This is a genomic window from Rhodopseudomonas sp. AAP120 (assembly GCF_001295845.1).
Taxonomy (GTDB): domain Bacteria; phylum Pseudomonadota; class Alphaproteobacteria; order Rhizobiales; family Xanthobacteraceae; genus Rhodopseudomonas.
Map to the genome: position 1 here is coordinate 1 of NZ_LJIC01000017.1, position 19,994 is coordinate 19,994.

At 64.4% G+C, this 19,994-nt stretch carries 19 protein-coding genes; 17 read left to right on the forward strand and 2 right to left on the reverse strand.

The annotated features are described in order from the left end of the window. Nucleotides 1-128 precede the first annotated feature (128 nt). The 10 genes from IP86_RS03495 (at nucleotide 129) to IP86_RS03540 (ending at nucleotide 10,495) form a co-directional block, all read left to right on the forward strand. Entirely contained in the window at nucleotides 129-1,076 is a 948-nt protein-coding gene (locus IP86_RS03495) for a branched-chain amino acid ABC transporter permease (protein ID WP_054161130.1), read from the forward strand. After that, complete coding sequence (locus tag IP86_RS03500; RefSeq protein ID WP_054161131.1) at nucleotides 1,073-2,374, forward strand: branched-chain amino acid ABC transporter permease; 1,302 nt, start codon at nucleotides 1,073-1,075, stop codon at nucleotides 2,372-2,374. Before IP86_RS03495 ends, IP86_RS03500 begins: the two co-directional genes overlap by 4 nt. Continuing rightward, complete coding sequence (locus tag IP86_RS03505; protein WP_054161132.1) at nucleotides 2,371-3,120, forward strand: ABC transporter ATP-binding protein; 750 nt, start codon at nucleotides 2,371-2,373, stop codon at nucleotides 3,118-3,120. Before IP86_RS03500 ends, IP86_RS03505 begins: the two co-directional genes overlap by 4 nt. Further along, nucleotides 3,120-3,815 carry an ABC transporter ATP-binding protein gene (locus IP86_RS03510; RefSeq protein ID WP_054161133.1) on the forward strand — a complete coding sequence of 232 codons (696 nt, stop codon included), beginning with the start codon at nucleotides 3,120-3,122 and terminating at the stop codon, nucleotides 3,813-3,815. The genes IP86_RS03505 and IP86_RS03510 overlap by 1 nt, the downstream gene beginning before the upstream one ends. A gap of 111 nt (nucleotides 3,816-3,926) precedes the next feature. Next, nucleotides 3,927-4,361: a MerR family transcriptional regulator gene (locus IP86_RS03515; protein ID WP_054161134.1), complete on the forward strand. Its 435-nt coding sequence runs from the start codon at nucleotides 3,927-3,929 to the stop codon at nucleotides 4,359-4,361. Further along, entirely contained in the window at nucleotides 4,294-4,689 is a 396-nt protein-coding gene (locus IP86_RS03520; protein WP_054161135.1) for a carboxymuconolactone decarboxylase family protein, read from the forward strand. Before IP86_RS03515 ends, IP86_RS03520 begins: the two co-directional genes overlap by 68 nt. Nucleotides 4,690-4,852: 163 nt before the next feature. Beyond that, nucleotides 4,853-5,431, forward strand: a complete 579-nt coding sequence (locus tag IP86_RS03525) for a hypothetical protein (protein ID WP_054161136.1) — start codon at nucleotides 4,853-4,855, stop codon at nucleotides 5,429-5,431. Nucleotides 5,432-5,677: 246 nt separating this feature from the next. Further along, nucleotides 5,678-7,480, forward strand: coding sequence for a glycosyltransferase family 39 protein (locus tag IP86_RS03530; protein ID WP_245290521.1), 1,803 nt, complete (start codon nucleotides 5,678-5,680; stop codon nucleotides 7,478-7,480). A 262-nt stretch (nucleotides 7,481-7,742) separates the two neighbouring features. Further along, nucleotides 7,743-8,567 carry an ABC transporter ATP-binding protein gene (locus IP86_RS03535; protein ID WP_054161201.1) on the forward strand — a complete coding sequence of 275 codons (825 nt, stop codon included), beginning with the start codon at nucleotides 7,743-7,745 and terminating at the stop codon, nucleotides 8,565-8,567. Continuing rightward, nucleotides 8,564-10,495: a long-chain fatty acid--CoA ligase gene (locus IP86_RS03540; protein ID WP_054161138.1), complete on the forward strand. Its 1,932-nt coding sequence runs from the start codon at nucleotides 8,564-8,566 to the stop codon at nucleotides 10,493-10,495. Before IP86_RS03535 ends, IP86_RS03540 begins: the two co-directional genes overlap by 4 nt. 203 nt (nucleotides 10,496-10,698) lie before the next feature. On the opposite strand, the gene IP86_RS03545 is transcribed toward IP86_RS03540, so the two are convergent. Continuing rightward, nucleotides 10,699-11,064 (reverse strand): endonuclease domain-containing protein, encoded by a 366-nt coding sequence (locus IP86_RS03545; protein ID WP_054161139.1) that lies wholly within the window; start codon nucleotides 11,062-11,064, stop codon nucleotides 10,699-10,701. A gap of 80 nt (nucleotides 11,065-11,144) precedes the next feature. Between IP86_RS03545 and IP86_RS03550 the strand changes: the two genes are divergently transcribed. The 4 genes from IP86_RS03550 (at nucleotide 11,145) to IP86_RS03565 (ending at nucleotide 15,638) form a co-directional block, all read left to right on the forward strand. After that, nucleotides 11,145-12,038: a branched-chain amino acid ABC transporter permease gene (locus IP86_RS03550; protein WP_054161140.1), complete on the forward strand. Its 894-nt coding sequence runs from the start codon at nucleotides 11,145-11,147 to the stop codon at nucleotides 12,036-12,038. A 105-nt stretch (nucleotides 12,039-12,143) separates the two neighbouring features. Further along, complete coding sequence (locus tag IP86_RS03555; RefSeq protein WP_054161141.1) at nucleotides 12,144-13,217, forward strand: branched-chain amino acid ABC transporter permease; 1,074 nt, start codon at nucleotides 12,144-12,146, stop codon at nucleotides 13,215-13,217. Nucleotides 13,218-13,273: 56 nt separating this feature from the next. Further along, entirely contained in the window at nucleotides 13,274-14,554 is a 1,281-nt protein-coding gene (locus IP86_RS03560; protein ID WP_054161142.1) for an ABC transporter substrate-binding protein, read from the forward strand. A gap of 244 nt (nucleotides 14,555-14,798) precedes the next feature. Further along, on the forward strand, nucleotides 14,799-15,638 hold the full coding sequence (locus tag IP86_RS03565; protein ID WP_054161143.1) for an ABC transporter ATP-binding protein: 840 nt from the start codon (nucleotides 14,799-14,801) through the stop codon (nucleotides 15,636-15,638). Nucleotides 15,639-15,680: 42 nt separating this feature from the next. On the opposite strand, the gene IP86_RS03570 is transcribed toward IP86_RS03565, so the two are convergent. Further along, a complete protein-coding gene (locus IP86_RS03570; protein ID WP_054161144.1) occupies nucleotides 15,681-16,658 on the reverse strand; it encodes a glycosyltransferase in 978 nt (325 codons plus the stop codon). Nucleotides 16,659-16,915: 257 nt separating this feature from the next. Here IP86_RS03570 and rfbA point away from each other — a divergent pair, with 257 nt between their 5' ends. The 3 genes from rfbA (at nucleotide 16,916) to IP86_RS03585 (ending at nucleotide 19,988) form a co-directional block, all read left to right on the forward strand. After that, a complete protein-coding gene (gene rfbA, locus IP86_RS03575) occupies nucleotides 16,916-17,797 on the forward strand; it encodes a glucose-1-phosphate thymidylyltransferase RfbA (protein ID WP_054161145.1) in 882 nt (293 codons plus the stop codon). A gap of 82 nt (nucleotides 17,798-17,879) precedes the next feature. Continuing rightward, nucleotides 17,880-19,037, forward strand: a complete 1,158-nt coding sequence (locus IP86_RS03580) for a glycosyltransferase (protein ID WP_054161202.1) — start codon at nucleotides 17,880-17,882, stop codon at nucleotides 19,035-19,037. Between the two features lie 114 nt (nucleotides 19,038-19,151). Next, entirely contained in the window at nucleotides 19,152-19,988 is an 837-nt protein-coding gene (locus tag IP86_RS03585) for an ABC transporter permease (RefSeq protein ID WP_054161146.1), read from the forward strand. Nucleotides 19,989-19,994: the final 6 nt, after the last annotated feature.

Consider the following 19,994-nt stretch of genomic DNA (forward strand, 5'->3'; position numbering starts at 1 on the left):
GCCTCCACACGACGCAACGTCAGCGCTTTGTCGAGACGCCCCCTCACCCGGATTGCTTCGCAATCCGACCTCTCCCCGCAAGCGGGGAGAGGTGACGACACGCCCTCCCCTCAGTTGCAGGCAAAAACGTGCTCGAACTGATCGTCATCTCCACCCTCAATGGCGTTCTGTACGGAATGCTGCTGTTTCTGATGGCGAGCGGGCTCACCGTCATCTTCAGCATGCTCGGCGTGCTGAACTTCGCCCATGCCAGCTTCTATATGCTGGGCGCCTTCTTCGGATTTCAGATCAGCCGCTGGTTCGGCTATTGGCCGGCGCTGCTGATCGCTCCGCTGCTCGCCGGCGCGATCGGCGCCGCGGTCGAACGCTACGGCCTGCGCCGCGTTCACAAGAACGGCCACGTCGCCGAGCTGCTGTTCACCTTCGGCCTCGCCTTCGCGATCGAGGAAATGGTGTCGATCATCTGGGGCAAGGTGCCGGTCGACTACCGCGTCCCCGCGCTGCTTGACTTCCCGGCCTTCACGATCTTCTCGACCAATTACCCGGCCTACAAGATGTTCATGCTGGCGGTGTCGGTGGTGATCTTCGTCGGCCTGCTGGTGGCGCTGAAGAAGACGCGGATCGGCCTGATCGTCCAGGCCGCGCTGACCCACCCGCACATGGTGGCGCATCTCGGCCACAACGTCGAACGCATCTTCATGCTGGTGTTCGGCGTCGGCACCGCCCTCGCCGCAGTCGCCGGCGTCATCGCCGGCCCGTCGCTGGTGACGCAGTCGAACATGGCGGCGCTGCTCGGGCCGATCCTGTTCGTCGTCGTCGTGGTCGGCGGCCTCGGCTCGCTGCCCGGCGCCTTCATCGCCTCACTGCTGATCGGCCTGGTGCAGACTTTCGCCGTGTCGATCAACGGCTCGCTCGCTTCGGTGTTCGGACCGCTCGGTCCCGACCTGGCGCAATCCTGGCTCAGCGACATCTGGAACGTGACGATCGCGCAGATCGCGCCGATCATTCCGTATCTGCTGCTGGTGCTGATCCTGATCTTTCGGCCGATGGGGCTGTTGGGAACTCGCGAAACATGACCGACCTCGCTGCTCGCGTGGCGCCGCCACGGCCGGCCGTGTCCGACCGGCTGAAATTCTACGGGACCTGGATCGGCGCCGCGCTGATCCTGCTGGTGCTGCCGCAGGTGTTCTCCTCGGGCGGCTCGCTGACGACCTTCAGCCTGGTCGGCATCTCGATCATCTTTGCGCTGTCGTACAACATCCTGCTCGGCCAGACCGGCATGCTGTCGTTCGGCCACGCGGTGTATTACGGCCTCGGCGGCTTTCTGGCGATCCACACCATCAACTTCCTCGGCTTCAACAAGTGGGCGATCCCGCTGCCGCTGGTGCCGTTGATCGGCGGCCTCGCCGGGTTGTTCTTCGCCGCCCTGATCGGCTGGGTGATGACCCAGCGCTCCGGCACCGCGTTCGCGATGATCTCGCTCGGCCTCGCCGAGCTGGTCGCCTCCTCGGCCCTGATCCTGCGCACCTTCTTCGGTGGCGAGGCCGGCATCTCGGCCAACCGCGCCAAGCTGTTCAAAGTGTTCGGACTGTCGTTCGGCCCGCAGATCCAGATCTATTACATGATTGCGGCCTGGACCCTGATCGCCATGATCGCGATGTACGCGCTGACCCGGACCCCGCTCGGCCGGATGTGCAACGCGGTGCGCGACAATCCCGAGCGCGTGCAGTTCGTCGGCTACGATCCGCACGTCGTGCGCTATCTGGCTTTCTGCTTCTCCGGCTTCTTCGCCGGCATTGCCGGGGCGCTGGCGGCGATCAATTTCGAGATCGCGAACTCCGCCTATCTCGGCGCGGTGCAGTCCGGCACCGTGCTGTTCGCCGCCTATATCGGTGGCATCGGCTTCTTCATCGGCCCGATCGTCGGCGCGATCTTCGTCACCGTGCTGTCGCTGGTGCTGAGCGATCTGACCCAGGTCTGGCAGCTGTATTTCGGCCTGTTCTTCATCGCCGTGGTGGTGTTCGCGCCCGGCGGCATCACCGGCCTCTTGATGATGCACCGGCCACTGGTCCGCGCCGGCATGCTAACGCGGATGCTGCCGAGCTATCTGATGGCTGCTTTGCCGACGCTTGCGCTGTGCACCGGCCTGATGCTGATGATCGAGACCATCGTGCACTACACCGTCAATCCGCACGAGGATCCCAACCGGGTCGCGTTCGGCGTTCCGTTCAACGCCGCCAGCCCGCTGACCTGGGCCGCCTCGGCCGCGCTGATCATCGTCGGCTTCATTCTGGCGCGGCTGGCGTGGAAGCGCGTTGCCGAGAGCTGGGACACCACGCTCACCGCCGCCCGCGCCAAGGTGCACGCCGCATGACCCCCGCCATCGCACTCACCAACGTCGAAAAGAGCTTCGGCATCACCAAGGTGATCCAGAACGTGACGCTGTCGGTCGCGCAGGGCGAGCGCCACGCGCTGATCGGCCCGAACGGTGCCGGCAAGTCGACCACTTTCAACCTGATCAGCGGCTACATGAAGCCGACCTCGGGCAGCATCCTGCTGCGCGGCGAGGAGATCGCCGGGCTGCGGCCGTTCCAGATCAACCGCCGCGGCCTGTCGCGCTCGTTCCAGGTCACCAACGTGTTCGCCAACATGACGGTGTGGGAAAATCTGCGCTGCGCCGTGCTGTGGGCGACCGGGCACCGCTACGCCTTCTGGAAGAACGTCGACAATCTGCCGGAGGTGCGCGAGCGCACCGCGCAGATCCTCGAGGACATCCACCTGACCTCGCGCCGCGATATCCCGGCCGGCCTCTTGACCTACGCCGAGCAGCGCGCGCTGGAGATCGGCATCACCATCGCGGGCGGCGCCGACGTCATTCTGCTCGACGAGCCGACCGCCGGCATGAGTAACGCCGAGACTGAGCGGGCGGTGGCGCTGATCCGCCGGCTGACGGAGGGCCGCACGCTGCTGATCGTCGAGCACGACATGAGCGTGGTGTTCGGCCTCGCCGATCGCATCTCCGTGCTGGTCTACGGCCAGGTGATCGCCTCCGGCACGCCGGAGGAAATCCGCGGCAATCCCAAGGTCAAGGAAGCCTATCTCGGCGAGGAAGCGGCCTGATGCTCGAGATCAAGGATCTGCACGCGTATTACGGCAAGAGCCACATCCTGCAGGGCGTCGACATGCAGATCGGCGCCGGCGAAGTGGTCAGCCTGCTCGGCCGCAACGGCGTCGGCCGCTCCACCACCGTCAAGGCGGTGATGGGCGAAGTGGCGCCGCACGGCACCATCCTGTTCAAGGGCAAGAACATCGCCGGGCTGCCGAGCTACAAGATCGCGCATCTCGGCCTGGGCTACGTGCCGGAGCATCGCGACATCTTCCCCGGCCTCACCGTGCGCCAGAACCTGATGCTCGGCGTCAAGAACCCGCGCAATCCCGGCAAGTGGCGGCTGGACGACATGCTGGACATGTTCTCCAATCTCAAGGCGCGTGCCGACACCCCGGCTGGCGTGCTGTCCGGCGGCGAGAAGCAGATGCTGACGATCTGCCGGACGCTGATGGGCGATCCCGAACTGGTGATGATCGACGAGCCGACCGAAGGCCTGGCGCCGCTGATCGTGCAGCAGGTCGGCGACCTGATCGCCGAAATCGCCCGTCGCGGCGTCGCCATTCTGCTGGTCGAGCAGAAGCTGTCGATCGCGATGAGAATCTCGCACCGGCTCTACGTGATGGGCCACGGCAAGATCGTGTTCGAGGGCACCCCAGACGACCTCAAGAGCAACGCCGCCGTCCGCAAGGAATGGCTCGAGGTCTGAGCCGCCGACGACAGTCACCACGGCCACGCGCGATCTGCTCGCGAGTTCGCGCTTGACTTCGAGCGCGCTCTAACCTGTAGCAACAGGGCGTCGTGACGGACAGAGCAGGCCATGAAGATCGGAGATCTCGCCAGGCGGACCGGACTGACGGCTCATACGCTGCGTTATTACGAGCGCATCGGGCTGTTGCCGCGCGCCTCGCGCGATTCATCAGGCCAGCGTAACTACGACGCGTCGATCCTGGTCTGGATCGAATTTCTCGGTCGCCTCAAGACCACCGGGATGCCGATCCGGGACATGCTGCGCTACGCCAAACTCCGCGCCCGCGGCGCTGCCACCGAGGATGCCCGCCGCGTCCTGCTGCAGCAGCACCGGGCCAAGGTGCAGGCGCATGTCGCCGAACTGAAGGCCTGTCTGACCGTCCTCGACACCAAGATCGCCGGCTATGCGGCCGGCGCCAGCAAGGTGGAGGTGGACGATGACGCAACAGCTATCCGACCCGCAGGAAAGATTCGAGCGCGGCCTGCGCGCGCTCGCGGCAATTGACGGCGAGGCCGGCCAAAAGGTGGTCGACGCTTTGGCTGATATCGCGCCGGACTTCGCCAGGTACCTGATCGAGTTTCCCTTTGGCGACATCTACAGCCGCCCCGGCCTCGACCTACGCGCCAGAGAGATTGCAACCATCGCCGCGCTGACCGCGATGGGCAACGCCGCGCCACAACTCAAAGTCCACATCGAGGCTGGCCTCAATGTCGGGCTGAGCCGCGATGAGGTCACCGAGATCATCATGCAGATGGCGGTCTATGCCGGCTTTCCGGCAGCGCTGAACGGCCTGTTCGCCGCCAAGGACGTCTTCGCGACCCGCGCGCCCTAAGCCGATCGCGACGCTTCCGTCTGCCGCAAGCGCTCCGTCAGAGTGTTGCCGGTCGGCGCAGTTGCAGGGCGCGGCGGGGAGCTCCCTCCGCTTTCCTGAACCGATCTTTCCGGACTAGGATACGGGGAACGCCAGCCGCGCCTTGCGCCGATCGTGAGCCTGAATGCTGCCAGCACCATTGACGCGAATCACCGACTGGTTTCGCGCCTATGCGGACAATCCCGATCCTCTCGCCGGGACCGGCAATCTCGTTGCCCTCGTGCTCGCCGGCAACGGACCGTTCTATCCCCTGTACGTGGCGTATGTGGCCGGCGTCGGCGGGATGCCGTGGCTGCTGCTGACGCTCCTGTCGGCGCCGTTTTTCTTCGCAGTGCCGGCTCTCGCCCGCATGCATTCGCGCCTCGGGCGCGTGGCGCTGTCGCTGTTCGCCACCGGCAACACCGTGTTCTGCACCTGGCTGCTCGGTGAGGCCTCCGGCATCGAATTGTTTCTGCTGCCCTGCGCGATGCTGGCGAGCGTGCTGTTCCGGCCGAGCGAGCGGCTGCTGATGCTGCCGCTCGCCGGATTGCCTGTCGTGGCCTACCTTTTTCTCCACGGCCGCTACGGTGCGCCGCCGCACCTCTACCAGGCGAGCGAATATGCCGGGCTGCTGTCGATGAATGCCTTCAGCGCCGCCATGATTTCGACCTTCATCGGCATCGTGGTGTCGCGGCTCTACGCCGATCCGGCCAGCCGTTCCTAGGCCGCTCCCTCTTCGGCCGACGCAGAAGCTTCGCGCCACGTTCTGCCTTATCGCTGCCGCGGCCGGCATGCTATCGGGGCGCCGGGTCGATCCGGAATCGTTCGGTCGGCCGCTGCTTCAGGGACATCGATGGCGAGCGCCGAGCGAGACGACGATAAGATGGGCCGGTCCGGATCACCGCACTTTGCCGGAAATGCCAGGCGCAGTGCGGGGCACTGGTTCGACACCCTGGCGGTCCTGATCGTTGTGGCAGTAGCGATCGGCATCGCCGGCATGATGCTGGCAGCCTATTATCGGGCGCCCGATCTGCTGTGGCGCGCGTTCTACCACGACCGCAACTCGCACTACAGTTTCGGCCTCGACCTCGCTCTGGCGATCCGCAATCTCGATCCGGCGTGGTTCTTCAGCGAGCTCGAGAAAGCCAAGGTCTGGCCGCCGTTCCACGGGCTGGTGCTCAGCGCCGTACTGCTGGTCGGCGGGCCCGACCATCGCCTCGCCATCGTGCCGAGCCTGATCGGCTGGGTCGCCACCATCGCGTTTGTCTGGCTGATCGCTCGCCGGCTCGTCACCGACCGGATCGAAGGCGTCTTCGCGGCGGCGATCGCCACCATCCTCACTGCCGCCAGCCCCGCATTCCGGCTGATCAGCGCCGACGTCATGCTCGAAGGACTTGGAGCCGGCCTCTCGGCCGCGGCGCTGTGGGCCTATTTGCGCGCCTTCGCCCAGCCCGCCAACGCCGCGCGGTGGCGGCTGGTCGCGGTGCTGCTGACGGCGCTGTTCTTCCACAAAGGCAACTACTGGGGGCTGCTGCTGGTGGCGATGGCGATCGCCTTCGCCTCCGAGCATCGCGACGGCAGCTTCCGGCTGGCGCGAGCGCTCGGCCGGATCAAGGTCGGCGACCTGATCATCAGCGTCGTGCGCCAACCGCTGCTGATCCTCGCGGCGCTGATCGCTATCCTGATCGGCGCCATCTACGCCCGCGGCCCGACCGCGATGGAGCTGTTCGGCAAATCGGTCTCGCTGTATCCGCCGGAGAACCTGACCACCTTGGCTTATGCGCTGGTGTTCCTGTGGTGGTCTCTGCTGTGGTGGCGCAACAAGGCGGCGATCGACGCGGCGCTCGGCGTGCCGGGACGCGCGCTGCTGTACTGGCACCTGACCCCGATCGCCATCTCGTTCCTGCTGCCGCACCGGCTGTCGCGCTTCCTGTGGTTCGTCGGTCCAGCCAACAATCCCGATCCCAACGCGACGCTGTGGACGAGCGCCCAGTTCTATTGGCAGGTGTTCGCGGACAGCTTCCACCCCACGCCCGCGATGGCAGTGCCGGTCGCGGCATTGGCGCTGATCGGCCTGCTCGGTATTCCACGGCTCGCGCCTGGCGCCCGGGTCGTCTTTCTGTTCGCGATCGTCGCCTGGATCAGCGTGGTGATTCATCCGCAGCATCAGGGACGTTTCATGTCTACCTGGGTGTTTGCGGTGTGGATCTGCGCCGGCATCGGCGCTGCCTTGCTGCTGCGTCGGCTGCGTGGCGCATTGTCGCCTTGGGTGCGGGGCATCGTGGCGGCTGCCGCGGTCGCGTCATTGCTCGCCGTTACCATCGGCCGCCCGATACCAGGCGCCGCTTATGGGGCGGCGATCCATCCAACCGACGGGCCGACCGATCTCGATCTGGTCAGGCCCTATCTGCCGGAGCTCGACGGCGCCCGCGAAGTCGCCGTGTTCGCCACCTTCGGCGCCAGCAAGCTGTTCGCCTGGGTGATCCGCGAGCGCTGCCGCTGCAACCGCCTGGTCGACGATCCCTACATCGACAACCAGCCCTCACGCGAGGACGTCCAAAAGCTGATGGCCGAGCGGATCGCACAATCCACCGCCGACGTCATCGTGATCATCGACGCGCCGGACAGCCGCTATTCGCTACCTTGGGCCGGCTGGGAGTATCCGCGGATGGTCGGCATCGTCGACGCCATGGCAGAGCAGACACGTTATAAGCGAACTGCCACCTATGACCTCCCCGATCAGCAGGGCCGCGCCACGATCTGGCGGCGCTGATAATTATCCTTGCTGCATCGCACCACGGCAAACTGTGACATGCGGCAACAGGTCGCCTCGGCCGGCGTCGCGCGATCACCAGAGGTGGCCGGCTTGCGTCCAGTATCTTTCCCCAGGCTAAAATAGTCGAATATCATCAGCCATTCGGCTGATATAAGGTTCGAAAGGCGGATCAACCGCCGGATAAGGCGCGCAAAGCGCCGGGAGCATGACAGCGCGTTCACGGAAATGCGTGACGCCGATGCTCGGGGAGGAAGCAGGTTTGGAACACGCGTTAGAAGTACGCAATGTGTCCCTGCGTTTCGGCGGCGTCCGCGCGCTGAGCGAGGTGAGCTTCGCCGTCAACGACGGCGAGCTGTTTTCCATCATTGGCCCGAACGGCGCCGGCAAGACCTCGATCGTCAACTGCATCTCCGGCCGCTACCGGCCGACCGAAGGCCAGCTGTTCTATCACGGCCGCGATATCACCGCGCTGAAGCCGAACGCACGCGCCCCGCTCGGCATCGGCCGTACCTTCCAAAATCTCGCGCTGTTCCACCATATGAGCGTGCTCGACAACATCATGGTCGGGCGCCACCACCTGCTCAAAAACAACTTCCTCACCGGCGCGCTGTACTGGCTCGGCGCGCGGCGCGAGGAGCTGGAGCATCGCCGCAAAGTCGAGGAGATCATCGACTTTCTCGATTTGCAGTCGGTGCGCAAGGCGACCGCCGGCACCCTCTCCTACGGCCTGCGCAAGCGCGTCGAACTCGCCCGTGCGATGGCGCTGGAGCCGAAGCTGATCCTGCTCGACGAGCCGATGGCCGGCATGAACTTCGAAGAGAAGGAGGACATGGCCCGCTACATCGTCGATCTCAACGAAGAGTTCGGCATGACCGTGGTGATGATCGAGCACGACATGGGCGTGGTGATGGACATCTCAAACCGCGTCGTGGTGCTGGATTTCGGCCGCAAGATCGCCGAGGGCGAGCCGGCCGCGGTGCTGGCCGATCCGCACGTCAAGCGCGCCTATCTCGGCGAAGAGGATGAGGTGTTGACCGATCCGGACGACGCGCCGGATCATCCCGCTGCGGAGCGCGTCGCATGATGGACTACGCCGGCCGCGCCGCGGCAGCCGACACCTTCCCCAAGCTGCTGCGGCTCAATGCGCGCGAATTCGGCAGCGCCATTGCGTTGCGCGAGAAGGATCTCGGGCTGTGGCGCGAGTTCACATGGGCGGACTATCAGGCCCGCGTGCATGATTTCGCGCTCGGCATGATCGAACTCGGCCTCGGCAAAGGCGACGTCATCGGCATCATCGGCGACAACCGCCCCGACTGGGTGGCGGCCGAGATCGCCGCCCACGCGATCGGCGCGCTGAGCCTCGGGCTCTATCGCGACGTGCTCGACGAGGAAGCCGCGTATCTGCTGACTTACGGCGAGGCCCGGCTGGTATTCGCCGAGGACGAGGAGCAGGTCGATAAATTGCTGGCGCTCGCCGAGCGCGTGCCGAACCTGCAGCACATCGTCTATTCCGACCCGCGCGGGATGCGCAAATACGACGACCCGCGTCTGTTACCGGCCGACACGCTGGCCGCAATGGGGCGCGCCCGCGCGGCGCGCGAAGCCGGGCTGTACGATCGCCTCGTCGATGCGACGCGCGGCGAAGACGTCGCGATCCTGTGCACCACGTCGGGCACCACCTCGCATCCCAAGCTGGCGATGCTGGCGGCCGGCCGTGTGCTGAAACATTGCGCCACTTACTTGTCGTTCGATCCCAAGGGGCCGGACGACGAATACGTCTCGGTGCTGCCGCTGCCGTGGATCATGGAGCAGGTCTACGCGCTGGGAAAAGGGCTGCTGTGCCGGATGAAGGTCAACTTCGTCGAAGAGCCCGACACGCTGATGAACGATTTTCGCGAGATCGCGCCGACCTTCGTGCTGTTCGCGCCGCGGGTGTGGGAAGGCATTGCGGCCGACGTGCGCGCGCGGGTGATGGACGCGTCGCCGCTGAAGCAGCGGCTGTACGACACCGGCATGAAAGCAGGCCTCGCCGCGCTCGAGCAGGGCAAGCATTCGGCCTTCGCCGACGCCGTGCTGTTCCGCGCGCTGCGCGACCGGCTCGGCTTCACGCGGCTGCGCTCGGCCGCGACCGGCGGCTCCGCACTCGGCCCGGACACCTTCCGATTCTTCCGCGCCATGGGCGTGCCGCTGCGCACGCTGTACGGCCAAACCGAACTGCTCGGCGCCTACACGCTGCACCAACCGGACGCCGTCGATCCGGATACGACCGGCGTGCCGATGGGCCAGGAAATCGAGATCAAGGTGCTGAACCCCGACGTGCAGGGCATCGGCGAAATCGTGGTGCGCCACCCCAACATGTATCTCGGTTACTACAAGAACGAGGAAGCCTCCGCCGCCGACATGAAGGACGGCTGGATGCACTCCGGCGACGCCGGCTATTTCAACGCCGCCGGCCAGCTCGTGGTGATCGACCGCATCAAGGACCTCGCCGAGCTGTCGCACGGCGAGCGGTTCTCGCCGCAATATATCGAGAACAAACTGAAATTTTCGCCCTACGTCGCCGAGGCCGTCGTGCTCGGCGCCGGCCGCGACCACCTCGCCGCGATGATCTGCATCCGCTATTCGATCATCTCCAAATGGGCCGAGAAGAAGCGCATCGCCTTCACCACCTATTCGGACCTGTCGTCGCGCCCGGAGGTCTACGAGCTGCTGCGCGGCGAAGTCGAAACGGTGAATTCGACCCTGCCCCCGGCCCAGCGCATCAGCCGCTTCCTGTTGCTCTACAAGGAACTCGACGCCGACGACGGCGAACTCACCCGCACCCGCAAGGTGCGCCGCTCGGTGATCAACGACAAATACGCCGACATCATCGACGGCATCTACGGCGGCAAGGCCGACATCCCGGTCGATACGACGATCAAGTTTCAGGACGGGACCACGCAGCGGATCCGGACGACGTTGAAGGTCGTGGATCTGGGCAGCGGCGCTACGCATGCGGAGGCGGCGGAATGAGCTATTCGCTTGGCTTCAAGCATCATTGGCATTCAGCAAAGCTTGGCCGCGTTGAAGCGCCCCCTCACCCGGATCATCGCGTCGCGATGATCCGACCTCTCCCCGCACGCGGGGAGAGGTGCACGGTGCGCGCGGCGATGTCGAAGCAGACAAGCGAGCGGCACCCTAACCTCTCCCCGCTTGCGGGGAGAGGTCGGATCGCGTCAGCGATCCGGGTGAGGGGGCGCCTCCCCGAGCACAGCGGCAAGACTTTCAAGAACGCCTTCGATGTTCCGCAGAACGTCGTCGTTCCAATACCGCAAAACGCAATAGTTGTGCTCACGCAGCCATTGATCGCGAACCGCATCGGGGAGGCTGTCGGCGTGCTGTCCGCCGTCGACCTCAACAATCAGGCGGCGCTCCCGGCACAGAAAGTCCACCGTGTAGGGGCCGATCGGCTCCTGCCGCACGAACTTGAAGCCGAGCAAGGATCGCGACCGCAGTCGCTGCCACAACTCGTTCTCAGCCTCTGTCGCGTTTCGTCGCAACCGACGGGCTCGATCTGTCTGCTTCTCTCTGGCTTCGCGCATGTCGAGACGCCCCCTCACCCGGCGCTACGCGCCGACCTCTCCCCGCACGCGGGGAGAGGTTATCACGTCGTGGCCGCCACATGAACTCGCATCTCCTGATCCAGCTCCTCGTCAACGGTCTCGTCGTCGGCACGCTGTATGGCGTCGTCGCGATGAGTTTCGTGCTGATCTACAAGGCGACGCAGGTCGTCAATTTTGCGCAGGGCGAATTGTTGCTAATCGGCGCCTGGGTCTGCTGGGCGCTGCTCGCCAAATACCAAATCCCGTTCTATCTGGGCATGCCGATCACACTCGTCTTCATGTTCATCTTCGGCATCGCGATCCAGATCGTGGTGCTGCGGCCGATGATCGGTGAGCCAATCATTTCGGTGATCATGGTGACGATCGCGCTGTCGACCGTGTTTCAGGCGGCGCTGAAGTGGATCTTCGGCGTCAACCCGCAGCCGTTCCCGCAGATTTTCACCACCCAATCGGTGTCGTTCGCCGGCTTCCAGCTGCAGACCGTCTATGTGATGAGCCTCGTCGTGTCGGTGGCGATGATGATCGGCATGGCATGGTTCTTCAAAGTGTCGAAATACGGCTTGGCGATGCGCGCCACCGCGTTCAACCAGCAGGTGGCGCAGTCGCTCGGGATTTCGGTGAAGAGCGTGTTCGCGATGGCCTGGGCGATCTCCGCCACCGTCTCAGCGGTCGCCGGCGTGGTCGTCGCCGTGGTCAACGGCGTGTCGTCCGGGCTATCGGCCTACGGCATCAAGGTGTTTCCGGCGGCGATCCTCGGCGGCCTCGATTCGATCGGCGGCGCCGTGCTCGGCGGCATCATCATCGGCCTTCTCGAAAACATCGCCCAGTATGTCGACAGCGAATATCTGCACTGGGGCAATCTCTACGAAATCGCGCCGTTCTACGTGCTGATCATCATCCTGATGATCAAGCCCTACGGCCTGTTCGGCACCAAGGACATCGAGCGGATCTAGGCATGATCGCGGAAAAGTGGACACCGGTTTTCCGGAACGATCATGCCCAACGAGAGAAATGGCGCATGACGATGACTTCACCCCAGAAAGAGTGTCGATAGCGCCATGGCGAATGCTTCTTTGATTCCGGCCGGCGATTTCCGCTCGTCCTACGCCGCCGACACCACGATCTTCCCGACCAGGACCAGCCGCAATATGGCGATCCTCGGAGTGGTGCTGATCGCTTTCGCGCCGCTGGTGCTGTCGGGCTACTGGCTCAGCATCCTGATCCAGATCGGCATCTTCGGCATTGCGGCGCTCGGGCTGAACATCCTGGTGGGCTTCACCGGCCAGATCTCGATCGGCCATGCCGCCTTCTTCCTACTCGGCGCCTACACCTCGGCCTATCTCAACAACAACCTGCCGATCCCGGTGTTCTTCACCATCCCGCTCGCCGGCGTAGTGGCGGCGCTGGTCGGGCTGGTGTTCGGCCTGCCGGCGGCGCGGCTGAAAGGTCTGTACCTGGTCATTGCCACGCTGGCGGCGCAATATATCCTGATCGACTTTTTCTCGCGCGCCGAGTGGTTCTCCGGTGGCTCGGTGCCGGCGTCGGCCAATCCGTTCTCGCTGTTCGGCTGGGTGCTGCGCGGCGACAAGCAATATTTCTACGTCGTGCTGGCCTATCTGCTGGTCAGCTACATCCTGGTCACCAACCTGATGCGCACCCGCGACGGCCGCGCGCTGGTGGCGGTGCGGGACCATTATCTCTCGGCCGAGATCATGGGCATCAACCTCACCAAATATCGCACGCTGTCGTTCGGCCTCGCGGCGTTCTTCGCAGGCATCGCCGGCGCGCTGTACGCGCACTACCAGCTCGTCGTCTCCAACGAGGGCTTCGGCATCGAGCGCTCGATCCTGTTTCTGGCGATGATCATCATCGGCGGCATCGGCTCGATCTCGGGCACGCTGATGGGCACCGCCTTCGTGGTGCTGCTGCCGGAGGCGATGGAGTGGATCAGCATGGAGCTGAAGGGCAGCGCGATCGACCGCGCGCTGCTGCTCAACAACAACCTCACCTTCCTGCGCGAGATCGCAATCGGCCTGATCATCATCGCCTTTTTGGTGTTCGAGCCGGACGGCCTCGCGCACCGCTGGCGGCAGATCAAGGCCTATTGGAAACTCTACCCGTTCTCGCATTGAGCGGGCCGACGAGGGACGCAACGACTTCAATAACAAGACACTGGAGGAGAACACCGATGACGATGAAATCCCTTCTGAGCACGGCCGCGATAGCGCTGGTGATCGCCGGTGCGTCGGCAACCGCGCAGGCGCAGATCGCGATCGGCCACCTCGCCGATTACTCCGGCGGCACGTCCGACGTCGGCACGCCCTACGGCCAAGCCGTTGCCGACACCTTCGCCTACGTCAACAAAAACGGCGGCGTCGCTGGCAAACAGCTCAACGTCGACACCAACGACTACGGCTATCAGGTGCCGCGCGCGATCGCGCTGTACAAGAAGTGGTCGGGCGGCGACAAGGTCGCGGCGATCATGGGCTGGGGCACCGCCGACACCGAAGCGCTGACCGGCTTCCTCGCCAACGACAAGATCCCCGATCTGTCCGGCTCCTACGCGGCAGCGCTGACCGATCCGGAAGGCACCAGCGGCAAGGCCAAGCCGGCGCCGTACAACTTCTTCTACGGCCCGTCCTATTCCGACGCGCTGCGCGCCGAGCTGATGTGGGCGGCGGAAGACTGGAAGGCCAAGGGCAAGCCCGGCGCGCCGAAATTCGTCCACATGGGCGCCAACCATCCTTATCCCAACGCGCCCAAGGCCGCTGGCGAGGCCATGGCCAAGGAGCTCGGCTTCGAGGTGCTGCCGCCGCTGGTGTTCGCGCTGGCGCCGGGCGACTACTCGGCGCAGTGCCTGTCGCTGAAGAGCTCGGGCGCCAACTACGCGTATCTCGGCAACACCGCGGCGTCGAACATCTCGGTGATGAAGGCCTGCAAGGCGGCCGGCGTCGACGTGCAGTTCATGAGCAACGTCTGGGGCATGGACGAGAACGCCGCCAAGACCGCCGGCGACGCCGCCGACGGCGTGATCTTCCCGCTGCGCACCGCGGTCGCCTGGGGTGGCAGCGCGCCCGGCATGAAGATCGTCGAGGAAGTCTCGAAAGCGTCCGATCCGTCCGGCAACGTCTATCGCCCGGTGCATTACGTCGCCGCGGTGTGCTCGGCGCTGTACATGAAGGAAGCGATCGAATGGGCCGCCAAGAACGGCGGCGCCACCGGCGAGAACGTCCGCAAGGGCTTCTACCAGAAGAAGGACTGGGTGCCGGCCGGCATGGACGGCGTCTGCAATCCGTCGACCTGGACCGACAAGGACCACCGCGGCACCACCAAGGTCGACCTGTATCGCGCCAAAGTCTCCGGCGCGACCGACGGCGACCTCAAGGACCTGATCGCCAAGGGCACCATCAAGCTCGAAAAGGTCAAGACGGTGGATCTGCCGCGCAAGCCGGAATGGCTGGGCTGGTAGCTGACGGCGCGGCAGCGGCTCGCGCCGCAGCTCTGCAACTCTAGGAAATGTGCGCCGCGTCTGATTTGAGCCGCGGCGCCTCAACACAAACAACCGTCATCCCCCGCGAAAGCGGGGGACCCAGTATGCCGCAGCGTCAACGTTGAAGAACGAACGCTCTGCAATACTGGGTCGCCCGCTTTCGCGGGCGATGACGGGAGAAGATGGGGCGACGCTCTGCCTCACGTCAGCGCTAGGACCGACCATGACCGAAGCCGCCGCACTCGATCGACCGAAGCCGGGCGCGGGCGCCCCCGCCCCGCTGCTCAGCGTCCGCAATATCGAAGTCGTCTATGACGACGTCATCCTGGTGCTACGCGGCCTAAGCCTCGAGGTGCCGCAAGGGGCAATCGTCGCGCTGCTCGGGGCCAACGGCGCCGGCAAGTCGACGACACTGAAGGCGATCTCGGGCCTCTTGAAGACCGAAGACGGCGAAGTCACGCGCGGCGAGATCGTATTCGATGGCGAGCGGATCGATGGCACCGATCCGGACAAGATCGTCCGCCGCGGCATCTTCCAGGTGATGGAGGGCCGCCGCATCGTCTCCGACATGACGTCGCTGGAGAATTTGCGGCTCGGTGCCTTCACGCGGAGTGACCGCGAGGTCGGCCGCGACATCGAGATGGTCTACAACTACTTCCCGCGGCTGAAAGAGCGCACCGGCCTCGCCGGCTATCTGTCGGGCGGCGAGCAGCAGATGCTGGCGATCGGCCGCGCGCTGATGGCCCGGCCGAAGATGATCCTGATGGACGAACCGTCGATGGGTCTGTCGCCGCTGCTGGTCAAGGAAGTGTTCGCGATCATCAAGCAGATCAACCGCGACCTCGGCGTCACCATTCTGCTGGTCGAGCAGAACGCCCGAGCGGCGCTGTCGGTCGCGAGCCACGGCTACATCATGGAGCAAGGCAAGGTCGTGCTCGATGGCACCGCCGACGAGCTGCGCGACAACGAGGACGTCAAGGAATTCTACCTCGGCGGCGCCGGCGATCAGCGCAAGAGCTTCAAGAACCTGAAGAGCTTCAAGCGGCGCAAACGGTGGCTGTAGCGGCGCCACGCCGCGGGACGCCGAGACGCGGCTGATCGCGCGCTATCCTCCACCGGCGCGCGTCGCGAGATATTTCTCGATATCCTCGATCAGCAGCGCCGTGGTCTGCGGCTGCACGAGCCGTTGCTTGATACGCTCGACCAGCGCACCGCGCCTGCCATTCGTCAAGGTCTCGGATACCGCGCCGAGCACCGCATCCGGCTCGCACGACGCCACATAGCTGATGTCGTCGCCGAGCAATTCGCGCGACCATGGATGATCGCGCAGTACAAGAGGCGCCCCGGCGAGGCCAGCCTCGATCGCCGAATGCCCGGGAAAATCCTCGCCGAGTTCGAGATATACCGAACAGCTCTGCATCGCCGAACGGATGATGTCGGAGCCGGGCTGCAGATACGGCAGGAAACGAACCTTGTCGGACGCCGCTGCCTTGCATTTCGCGTAGTAAGCCCGGTCGCGATAGCCGCCGATGAAGATCAGCGGCACGTCGAGATCGTGCAGCGCCTCGATCGCCTGCAGCTGCTGCTTGGCCTCGTCGAGCACCCCGACCCAGAGCACGAAGCGGCCGACGCCGTAGGCGGAGCGAAACAGATCGTCCGGCACCGGTCGAGCGAACGCGGCGCTGATGCCCGGCGGCACCACCACGATCTTGTCGTGCGCGACGTGGAACAGGCTCTTGCACAGTTCGGCTTCGGCCTCCGTGCGCAGCACGATCACATCCGCCAGATCGAAATGTTCCTGCACAACGGGCAGCGATCCGGCCGACGGATTGAAGAAGTTGTAGTTCGGAATCAGAATGATCGGCTTGCCCTGCTCCCGTACATTGCGCAGCAGGATCTGCCCGCCGCCGACCGCTGAGAAATGCACGATGGCGTCGTAGTATCGCAACGGTCGCGACGCATGACCGTAAAAATCGGCGCGTACGCCGTTCTCGTTCATGTACTCGGCGAGTTGCAGAAACTCGGTCTCGCCTCCACCCGGAGCCAGGAAGGCATGATGATAGGTGGTCAACAATAACCGCATCTGTTCATTCCGTTGCTGCGCGTGGAGGTTAGCCAGCTTTCCGGCCCACTGCCAAGAGACCGATTGACGATATATGGCAAAAAAGCCTAAGAGTTGCTGCGACTTCAACCTCATCGTCGGCGGCTCGGGCTTGCCCCGTATCCGGTGTTGGGTAGCCCGTGAGTTTCGCTGTCGTCTCCGAGCGCTGCCGGCTCCGGGATCTCCGACGCCGACAAGCGGGTTCTTCGGCGAGTGACGGCGTACGAACCGGACGGAACATGGCGAAACCTAAATACAAGGGTATCATCCTGGCCGGGGGACGGGGAACGCGGCTGTTTCCGGCAACAATCTCGATCAGCAAGCAGCTCATCCCGCTGTACGACAAGCCGATGGTTTACTATCCGTTATCGACGCTGATGCTGGCGGGCATCCGCGAGGTGATGATCATCTCGACGCCGAGCGCGCTGCCGCTGTACCAGGAATTGCTCGGCGACGGTCATCAGATCGGCATGGAATTCGAGTATGCGGTGCAGGCCGAAGCGCGCGGCCTCGCCGAGGCTTTCATCATCGGCGAAAAATTCATCGGCCGTGCCAATGCGGCGCTGGCGCTCGGCGACAACGTGTTCCACGGCTCGGGCGTCGGCGACGGCATCCGCAAGGCCGCGGCCCGCGAGCGCGGAGCATCGGTATTTGCATATTGGGTGCACGATCCAGAGCGCTACGGCGTGGTCGAGTTCGACGACGACGGCAAGTCGATCTCGATCGAGGAGAAGCCCGAGAAACCCAAGAGCAACTACGCCGTCACTGGGCTGTACTTTTATGACAACGATGTGGTCGAGATCGCCAAGGGCGTGAGACCGTCGGAACGTGGCGAGCTCGAAATCACCGCGGTCAACAACATCTATCTCGCCAATGGCGCGCTGAACGTCGAAAAGCTCGGCCGCGGCGATGCCTGGCTCGACACCGGGACTCACGACACGCTGCTCGAGGCGAGCCACTTCGTCCAGACCATCGAGAAGCGGCAGGGCCAGAAGATCGCCTGCATCGAGGAGATCGCCTGGCGGATGGGCTTCATCGACGATGAAGAATTGGAGCAATTGGCGCATCCGCTGATCGCCAGCGGCTACGGCAAATACATTCTGAATCTGCTCCGGCATTGAGAGCGGCCAGCGCTCGCCCGCAGTTCCGCGACGATCCATGCCGCAGACTCACAGGCGCGCGTCCTTGCCCATGCCCGTCACCATGAACGTCCTGCACGCCTACAAGGTCTACCGTCCGGACGTCGATGGCGGCGTTCCCGAGGTGATCGCCAAGCTGACGGGAGCCGACGCCACCGGCGACCGAGCGGAGATCCTGGTTGCGCGCGATCGCGGCCTGCCGCGCCGCTATGTGCTGGGTGGAACTCCGGTCCGCGCGGTCGGCTCATTCGGCCAGATCTCCTCGATGCCGATCGCGCCCGGCTTTCCATTCGCGCTGCGCCAAGCGGCGTCGCGGTTCGACGTCCTGGCGCTGCATCATCCATTTCCACTGAACGACCTCGGGGTCGCGTTCGGGATTCCCGATGACGTCGCGGTCGTGGTGCACTGGCACGCCGACATCGTCGGCCGCGGTGCAGTGATGCCGCTGGTGGCACCGCTGATCCGCCGTACTCTCGATCGCGCCGACCGGATCATTGTCGCGCATCAATCGATCTTCGACGGATCGAGTTTCCTGCAACCCTATGTGTCCAAATGCGTGACCATCCCGTTCGGGGTCGATACCAGCGAATGGACCAATATCGATGACGCCTTGCAACGGCGGATCGCGGACCTGAAACGTGACCATCCGCGCCTGATCGTGGCGATGGGCCGGCTGGTTCCATACAAGGGGTTTTCGGTGCTGCTGCAGGCCTTGCAGCAGATCGATGGCGAAGTGGTGATCATCGGCGAAGGTGCTGAACGCGACAATCTCCAGCGCCTCGCCGAGCAGCTCGGCGTCGCCGATCGGCTGCGGCTTCCCGGCTTCCTGCCGCGCGACGAGGTCAAGGCCTATTTCCATGCCGCCAGGCTGTTCACGCTGCCATCGGTGACGGTCGCGGAAGCGTTCGGCCTGGTCCAGATCGAAGCCATGGCGGTCGGGCTTCCCATCGTGAATACCGCGCTGCCGACCGCTGTGCCGACCATCGCACGCGACGGGCTTGAAGGGCTGACGGTGCCGGTCAACGACGCTCCGCGGCTGGCCGCTGCGATCAACCGTCTGCTCGACGATCCGGTCCTTGCCGGCGCTTTGGGCGACGCCGGGCGGCGGCGCGTCGCGGCCGAATACGAGCAGTCCGTATTCCGGGCGAACGTTCGGCAAGTCTATGAAAATGCGGTGGAATCGAGGCGAAGCCGAGCACCCGGCGGGGAAACTAGGACTTGACTTGAGACAGTCAAAACGGACATTGAGGTCCGACAGGCCTCAGCATGCCGCCGGGCACGGGCCTTTTCGAGCGGCCATGTTCCGGCTCAGCTCCAATCCCTCGCGCGGGCACCGATGACCGATTCCCTTTCCAGCGCCGCAGCGCCGATCCCGAGCGCGCCGAAGCCCTCCAGGCATCTGCAGCGCGGCTTCACGCTGAAGCAATATCTCGATCTGATCGTGACCCTCGCGCACAAAGAGGTGAAGGTCAGGTACAAGAACAACGTGCTCGGCTATCTGTGGTCGATCGCCAACCCGCTCGCCTCGGCGATGGTGTTCTACTTCGCACTGCAAGTGATCATGCGGTCGAATGTCGAGAACTACGTGGTGTTCCTGACGATCGGCCTCTTCGCCTGGCAGTGGTTCAGCAACTATCTGATGGGCGCCTGCGGTATCTTTCTGGCGAACGGCAGCCTGATCAAGAAGTCTGTGTTCCCGCGTTTCGTGCTGCCGATCGCGCTCAACCTGCAGGACACTTTCCACTACGTGATGTCCGTGCCGGTGACGCTCGGGTTCCTGCTCGCCTACAGCCTGCCGGTCGGATGGGATATCATCCCCGGAATGATGCTGATCATTCCGGCGCAGTTTCTGCTGCTGCTGGGGCTCGGGCTGGCGATTTCCTCCGCCAACCTGTTCTTCCGCGACATGGAGCGAATTCTCGCGATCGGACTGAACATGATGTTCTATCTGTCGCCGGTGATTTATCCGATCGACCGCGTGCCCGACCAATATCGGCCGCTGCTGCACCTCAATCCGATGACGCCCCTGATCGAGGGTTGGCGCGCGTTGTTCATGAAGGGCATCATCGACTGGCACAATATCGGACTGGCTTACGTCTACGGTGCGATCGCCATGGTGATCGGCGTGTTCGTTTATCGCCGGCTAGTCCACCGTTTCGCCGAAGTCATCTAGGTCGAA